The organism is Streptomyces sp. SID5910 (genome assembly GCF_009862125.1).
Classification (GTDB): domain Bacteria; phylum Actinomycetota; class Actinomycetes; order Streptomycetales; family Streptomycetaceae; genus Streptomyces.
On the sequence record NZ_WWHX01000814.1, the window covers coordinates 1 to 3,974 of the forward strand.

Here is a 3,974-nt window from a genome sequence, read left to right on the forward strand (position 1 = left end):
TTCGGCCTGAACGGCCTCGTCCTCAAACGCCGGACGGACTGAATTCACCCTCGGGTCAGCGGCCCGGGCGGACTGTCAGGTCGTTGATCTCCGCGTCCCTGGGGAGGTCCAGGGCCGTGAGGATCGTCGTGGCGACCGACTCGGGGTCGATCCACTTCGCGGGGTCGTACTCCTTGCCCTCCTGGCGGTGGACCTTGGCCTGCATGGGGCTGGCGGTGCGGCCGGGGTAGACGGAGGTGACGCGGACGCCGTTCGCGTGCTCCTCCTGGCGCAGGGCGTCGGCGAGGGCCTTCAGGCCGTGCTTGGAGGCGCCGTACGCGGCCCAGCCGGCGTGGGCGTTGAGCCCGGAACCGGAGTTGACGAACAGGACGTGGCCCTGGGCGACGCGGAGCTGGGGCAGGAAGAGGCGGGTCAGCTCGGCGGGCGCGACCAGGTTGACGTTGAGCTGGTTGCGCCAGGTCTTCGGGGTGAGGTCGCCGACCGGGCCGAGGTCGACCACGCCCGCGATGTGCAGCAGGGAGTCCACACGGTCGGGCAGCGTCTGGTGCGAGAAGGCCCAGGAGAGCTTGTCCGGGTCCGCCAGATCGCCGACCAGCGTCTTCGCGCCGGGGAAGGCGGCCGCCAGTTCCTTCGCGCGGCCCGCGTCGCGCGCGTGCAGCACGACCTCGTCGCCGCGCTCGTGCAGGCGGCGGGTCACGGCCGCGCCGATGCCGGAGCCCGCTCCGGTGATCACATGTGTAGCCATGCCCGCCATGCTCGCATCACCGACGCCTCACTCGATGCCCTGGCTCTCCTCCAGGTAGGCGAGCGCGCCGACCGGCTCCTCGGCGAAGAACACCAGCTCGGCGAGGGGGCGCGGCAGGAAGCCCTCGTCCTCCATGCGGCGGAACTGCTCCCTGAGCCCGTCGTAGAAACCCGCCGTGTTGAGCAGGACGACCGGCTTGTCGGTGTGCCCGTGCTTCTTCAGCTCCAGGATCTCCGTCGCCTCGTCCAGGGTGCCGGTGCCGCCCACCATGATCACCACGGCGTCGGCCCTCTCCAGCAGCAGCCGCTTGCGCTCGGCGAGGTCCTTGGCGATCACCATCTCGTCGGCGCCCTCGCGTGCCTTCGCCGCCAGGAAGTCCACGGAGACGCCGAGGAGCCTGCCTCCGGCCTCGTGCACACCGTCGGCGACGACCTTCATCAGCCCGGTGTCCGAGCCTCCCCACACGAGCGTGTGGCCGCCCTTGCCGAGCAGGGTGCCGAACTCCTTCGCGGGACGCGTGTAGCGCTCGTCGAGGTCGGCGGCGGAGAGGAAGACGCAGATGTTCATGGCTCAACGGTACGTTCCCGGCCCGCCGGGAAGAACTCGGCTTCGGGCCGTGCTGTCACCAGGGGAGCCGGCCATCGAGGAGGACGATCGTGACCAAGGGACACCGCATCACCGTCGAGCCGAGCGACCGGCACGTGCGCGTCGTGCGGGACGGGCAGGTGCTGGCGGAGAGCGACACCGCGCTGGTGCTGCGGGAGACGGGCCTTCCGGACCGGTACTACCTCCCGCCCCAGGACGTACGCCTCGACCTGCTGACCCCGTCCGCCACCCACACGCACTGCCCCTTCAAGGGCGACGCGTCCTACTGGTCCCTGCCGGACGCGCCGGACCTCGTCTGGGCCTACCCGGACCCGAAGCCGGAGGTGGCGGAGATCAAGGACCACCTGTGCTTCTACGACGCCGAGGTGTCCTAAGAGGCGCGGCGTCGCTGTACGGCATCTCGTCGGGCGGCGCGGCGGTGCTGCGGGCGGCGGCGAGCGGGCTTCCGGTCCGCCGGGCCGCCGTCTATGAGGTGCCGTACGCGATGGACGACGACGCGGCGCGGGCCGTCGCCGACGCGGTGCCCGAGGGCACGTACCGGGCCCTCGGGGGCCAGAGCCACATGGTGGAGCCGGGCGTACCGGCCCCGGTGCTGACGGAGTTCTTCGCGGCCTGAGGGCGGCTCAGGCCACGTCCGCCGTCGCGCGCGTGGTCGACGCGATGGTCGCCGAGCCCACCACGCGCGTGCCGTCGTACAGCACGATCGCCTGGCCGGGGGCCACGCCGCGCACCGGCTCGGTGAACGTCACCTCCAGGGTGCCGTCGACCAGGTCCGCGGTGACCTCGGTCTCGCCGCCGTGGGCGCGGAGCTGGGCGGTGTACGTGCCGGGGCCGGTGGGGGCGGCACCGCACCAGCGGGGCTTGATCGCGGTGAGCGCGGTGACGTCCAGGGCCTCGGCCGGGCCCACCGTGACGGTGTTGTCCACCGGGGAGATGTCCAGGACGTAGCGGGGCTTGCCGTCGGGCGCGGGCGTGCCGATGCGCAGACCCTTGCGCTGGCCGATGGTGAAGCCGTAGGCGCCCTCGTGGGTGCCGAGGCGGTTGCCGGACTCGTCGACGATGTCGCCCTCCGCCCGGCCCAGCCGGCCGGCGAGGAAGCCCTGGGTGTCGCCGTCAGCGATGAAGCAGATGTCGTGCGAGTCGGGCTTCTTGGCGACCGCGAGCCCCCTGCGCTCGGCCTCCGCGCGGATCTCGTCCTTGGTGGTGAGAGTGTCGCCGAGCGGGAACAGGGCGTGGGCGAGCTGGCGGTCGTCCAGCACGCCGAGGACGTAGCTCTGGTCCTTGGCCATGTCGGAGGCGCGGTGCAGTTCGCGGGTGCCGTCCTCGCGGAGGATCACCTTGGCGTAGTGGCCGGTGCAGACGGCGTCGAAGCCGAGCGCGAGGGCCTTGTCGAGCAGCGCGGCGAACTTGATCTTCTCGTTGCAGCGCAGGCACGGGTTCGGGGTGCGGCCGGCCTCGTACTCGGCGACGAAGTCCTCGACGACGTCCTCGCGGAAGCGGTCGGCGAGGTCCCACACGTAGAACGGGATGCCGATGACGTCGGCCGCGCGGCGGGCGTCCCGGGAGTCCTCGATGGTGCAGCAGCCCCGGGCGCCCGTGCGGAAGGACTGCGGATTGGCGGAGAGCGCCAGGTGGACGCCGGTCACGTCGTGCCCCGCCTCGGCCGCGCGGGCGGCGGCGACGGCGGAGTCGACTCCGCCCGACATGGCGGCGAGGACGCGGAGGGGGCGGGGGCGCTGCGGGGTCTCAGTCATAACCCTTCCAGGGTACGGGGGCGCGGGAACCGGAACGCGCGAGTATGCGTTGAAGATCGCATGGGGGCGAAGAGCGGGTCCACGGGCGGAACCGGGGACGCGGACCGGCACATCGGGCGCCGGGCGCTGATCGTCGGCGGGACGGCGGCGGCCCTGGGCACGGCTGTGCTGGCCCGTGACGAGCTGGCGCGGCTGTGGTGGCGCACGCCGGGCGTGGAGAAGCCCCGCGAGGAGGGCGCCGTGGACTACGCGGGCGCGCGGTGGGTGGCGGCCTCGGACGCGAACTGGCGGCGTGCGGACCGGCCCGACGACTTCGGCATCGACATGGTGATCGTCCATGTGACGCAGGGCAGCTTCGCGAGCGCCGTGAAGGCCTTCCAGGACCCGGGGCACCAGGCGGCCACGCACTACATCGTCGGTCAGGACGGGCACGTCACGCAGATGATCCGCGAGCTGGACGTCGCGTACCACGCGGGCAACCGGGAGTACAACGAGCGCAGTGTCGGCATCGAGCACGAGGGGTTCGTGGACCGGCCGAAGGACTTCACGGACGCGATGTACGCCGCCTCGGCCCGGCTGACCGCCGGGATCTGCGCGCGGTACGAGATACCGGTCGACCGGGAGCACATCATCGGCCATGTGGAGGTGCCGGGCACCGACCACACCGATCCGGGGCCGCACTGGGACTGGGACCGGTACATGAAGCTGGTCCGGCGGGCGGCCACGAGCGGCCCCTCCGGCAGCCCGTCGGCCGGCCCGTCGAACGGCCCCTCGCGATCCGGCGTCTGACTCCGAGTCCGTCCCCGGCCGGTCCCCCACCGGATGACGCCGTCCTGACCCGACGACCACCCGGTTCGGCCTGAGTCCGA

5 protein-coding genes and 1 pseudogene are annotated in these 3,974 nt (G+C 72.4%); 3 read left to right on the forward strand and 3 right to left on the reverse strand.

Going from position 1 to position 3,974, the window contains the following annotated elements; all coding sequences use genetic code 11:
* Positions 1–55: 55 nt before the first annotated feature.
* Both GTW67_RS28700 and GTW67_RS28705 read right to left on the reverse strand, forming a co-directional pair.
* Positions 56–745 carry an SDR family oxidoreductase gene (locus GTW67_RS28700; RefSeq protein ID WP_161167670.1) on the reverse strand — a complete coding sequence of 230 codons (690 nt, stop codon included), beginning with the start codon at positions 743–745 and terminating at the stop codon, positions 56–58.
* Positions 746–772: 27 nt separating this feature from the next.
* Positions 773–1,312 carry an LOG family protein gene (locus GTW67_RS28705; protein ID WP_161167671.1) on the reverse strand — a complete coding sequence of 180 codons (540 nt, stop codon included), beginning with the start codon at positions 1,310–1,312 and terminating at the stop codon, positions 773–775.
* An 89-nt stretch (positions 1,313–1,401) separates the two neighbouring features.
* Between GTW67_RS28705 and GTW67_RS28710 the strand changes: the two genes are divergently transcribed.
* On the forward strand, positions 1,402–1,725 hold the full coding sequence (locus GTW67_RS28710) for a DUF427 domain-containing protein (RefSeq protein WP_161167672.1): 324 nt from the start codon (positions 1,402–1,404) through the stop codon (positions 1,723–1,725).
* A pseudogene (locus tag GTW67_RS28715) lies at positions 1,719–1,967 on the forward strand (hypothetical protein); the annotation flags it as partial. The gene GTW67_RS28710 and the pseudogene GTW67_RS28715, both read left to right, overlap by 7 nt.
* A 7-nt stretch (positions 1,968–1,974) precedes the next feature.
* Here the strand turns inward: GTW67_RS28715 and mnmA are convergent.
* Positions 1,975–3,105 carry a tRNA 2-thiouridine(34) synthase MnmA gene (gene mnmA / locus GTW67_RS28720; RefSeq protein ID WP_161167673.1) on the reverse strand — a complete coding sequence of 377 codons (1,131 nt, stop codon included), beginning with the start codon at positions 3,103–3,105 and terminating at the stop codon, positions 1,975–1,977.
* A gap of 60 nt (positions 3,106–3,165) precedes the next feature.
* Between mnmA and GTW67_RS28725 the strand changes: the two genes are divergently transcribed.
* On the forward strand, positions 3,166–3,894 hold the full coding sequence (locus GTW67_RS28725) for an N-acetylmuramoyl-L-alanine amidase (RefSeq protein ID WP_161167674.1): 729 nt from the start codon (positions 3,166–3,168) through the stop codon (positions 3,892–3,894).
* The last annotated feature ends 80 nt before the right edge of the window (positions 3,895–3,974 follow it).